The sequence below is a fragment of the Collinsella tanakaei genome (assembly GCF_021531055.1).
Classification (GTDB): Bacteria; Actinomycetota; Coriobacteriia; order Coriobacteriales; family Coriobacteriaceae; genus Collinsella; species Collinsella tanakaei_B.
On the sequence record NZ_JADYTL010000013.1, the window covers coordinates 1 to 2,607 of the forward strand.

2 protein-coding genes are annotated in these 2,607 nt (G+C 68.9%); both read right to left on the bottom strand.

Annotated features, from left to right (window positions below):
• Positions 1-104: 104 nt before the first annotated feature.
• Positions 105-851 (bottom strand): ATP-binding protein, encoded by a 747-nt coding sequence (locus tag I6E04_RS09735; protein ID WP_235423002.1) that lies wholly within the window; start codon positions 849-851, stop codon positions 105-107.
• A gap of 1 nt (position 852) precedes the next feature.
• Positions 853-2,418, bottom strand: a complete 1,566-nt coding sequence (gene istA / locus I6E04_RS09740; RefSeq protein WP_235423003.1) for an IS21 family transposase — start codon at positions 2,416-2,418, stop codon at positions 853-855.
• Between the last annotated feature and the right edge of the window lie 189 nt (positions 2,419-2,607).

Consider the following 2,607-nt stretch of genomic DNA (forward strand, 5'->3'; position numbering starts at 1 on the left):
TGAGTATTTGCCTCTTTTGATACCACCCATTATTTCGGCATGATACCGGCGGTATCGCGAACCGATACCGCCGGCGTCTCGAATGGGTACCGGAGACCCGCTTTCTACTCGGATCCGGCCCCCAGCTTCCTGCGCATGTTCATCTCGCCCATGCCGACCCAGGCCGCTCCGTGGACGATGCGGTCCATGATGGCGTCCGCGTGGACGCCCCCGCCGAGCCGGGCGTGCCAGTCCTTCTGCCGGAACTGCGTGCAGAAGACGGTCGAGCACGCACCGTAGCGGGCCTCCATGAGCTCGAGCAGGAAGCCCCGGAAGAGCTCGTCGGGGCGGTCGAGCAGCCATTCGTCCAGCACGAGGACCTGGAAAGAAGCGTACTTGCGGGTGAGCTTGCGCTCGCCGCCGGGACGGTCGCGCGCCTCGCGCCAGAGCTCCTCCAGGTCCGGGCACCTGATGTAGCACGCGCGCATCCGCCGCTGGCAGGCGGCCTTGGCGATCGCGCAGGCCAGGTAGGTCTTGCCCGTGCCGGTCGGGCCCTGCAGCACGACGCTCTGCCCGCGCTCGGCGAAGCCGCAGGTGGCGAGCTCGGTGATCAGGAGCCGGTCGAGGCAGCGCTCCTCGGAGAAGTCTATGGAGCGGACGTCGGCCTCCGGGTACCTCAGGTTGGCGCGCCTGGTGAGGTTTTTGACCTTGGAGGTGACGAACGCCGAGTGGGCCTCGTCGACGGCCATCTGGACCCGCTCGGCGCAGGTCATGCCCATGCACATGCCCTCGTCCTGCGCCTCGAGCGCGCCCAGCAGGTCGGCGGCGCCCATGTCGCGCAGCTTGCGCTTGGTCTCCACGGAGAGGTCCACCCTACATCCCCTCCCCGTAGAAGTCGGCGCCGCGCACGTAGCCGGCCTCGTCGTCGCCCGGCCCGCCGTCGTCCCCCGCCCGGGCGCCCTCGACCAGGTCCTGGTTGGTCTCGAGGATGGGCTTCAGGTTCCTGTACCTTGGCGAGGGGCGCCCGGCGGCGAGCGCCATCTCGCATGCCCGCTCGAGCCTGGCCCTCGTGTAGCGGTGCTCCAGCCTGAGCACCGCGAGCGCCGCGTTGAACCCCTGCTCGTCGTAATCGACGCGCCGGAAGATCCGGTCGACGACCTCCCGGCAGGACGGCCCGACGCGGTCGGCCCAGCGCCGGATGCGCCCGGCGTCCCAGTCGGAGTACGGCCTGCCCTCGGGCAGGTCGCCGGCGTGCGTCGAGTAGCGGTTCCTCGCGGACGCCGGGAAGAGCGGGTGCGTCGCCAGCCGCTCGCCGGCGAGGAAGACCTCCACGGTGGTGTCGGTGACCCTGAGGTCCACCGTCCTGCCGACCGCGAGGTGGCTCACGGAATAGTAGTTGTGTTTGTACGCGACGTGGCAGTTCTTCTGCACCTTGCGACCGTAGACCCACTCGCAGACCTCGTAGGGCACCGCCGGCAGCGGCCTCAGCAGCGGCCCCTCCTGCTCCTCGAAGACCTCCCGGCGCGTGCCCTCGCGCTTGGAGAAGGGCCTCGAGTTGTGCTCCTCCAGCCTGGCCGCGACGGCCCGTCTCAGCTCGTTGAAGTCGGTGAACACGGTGTCGCGGAGGGCGGCGACGATCTCGGTCGCCGCCTGCCACACCTCGTTCTCCACGCTCGGCTTGTCCCGAGGGGTCCTCACGCGCGCGGGCATCACCGCCGACCCGTAGTGGGCGGCCATCTCCCGGTAGGCGCCGTTGAGCTCGACCTCGCCCTCGCGGGGATGGCCCTTCACCCCGGTCTTCAGGTTGTCGGGCACGATGCATGGAGTCGAGCCCCCCATGTAGGCGAAGGCGTGCACGTGGCACCGCAGCCATGTATCCTGCCTCATGTCCAGCGTCGGCTCGACGTAGGACAGGCGGCTGAAGGGCAGGCAGGCGACGAACAGGTAGACCCTCGACACCTCGCCCGTGGCGGGGTCGATGAGCGGCATCGTCGGCCCCGCCCAGTCGACCTCCATGATCCTTCCCGCCTTGTGCCCGACGCGGCTCACGACCTGCTTGCTGACGGTGAACTCCCGGTAGCGCTTGCAGAACCGGTCGTAGGACATGAAGGGCCCGCCCTTCGACCTCTGCTCGTCGCGGTACTCGGCGTGCAGCCGCTTCAACGTGACGCCCACGCGGGCGAGCTCGCGGTGGACATGCTCCCAGTCGGGGTCCGCGTAGACCGGCCCGTCGTGCACCCTCTCCGGGAACAGCAGCGCGTAGGCCTCGGAGTCCGACATCGGCTCGACGTCATCCCAGGAGACCCCCTTCTCGTCGGCGGCGTGGAACGTGTCCATCACGCTCGTCTTGGAGACCGACTGCGTCCTTGCGATCGCATTCCCCGACAGCCCCGAGGCCCTGAGCCTCAATATGCCCCTCACGGGTATCCTTCTCGCCATGCTCGATACCTCCTTGTCTCGCGTTGCGACATGGCGCCGCGAGCGTAGCGCGGTCGCCCGGGGCCGGCGCCGCAGCCCCCGCGGGCGGTATCGATGCGGAATATCGGCGGTATCGAGCGGGAATATCGGCGGGGGCGCCGGGCGGTATCGATTCGCGCTACACCAGGTACCGAGAAGGACGATTACTCA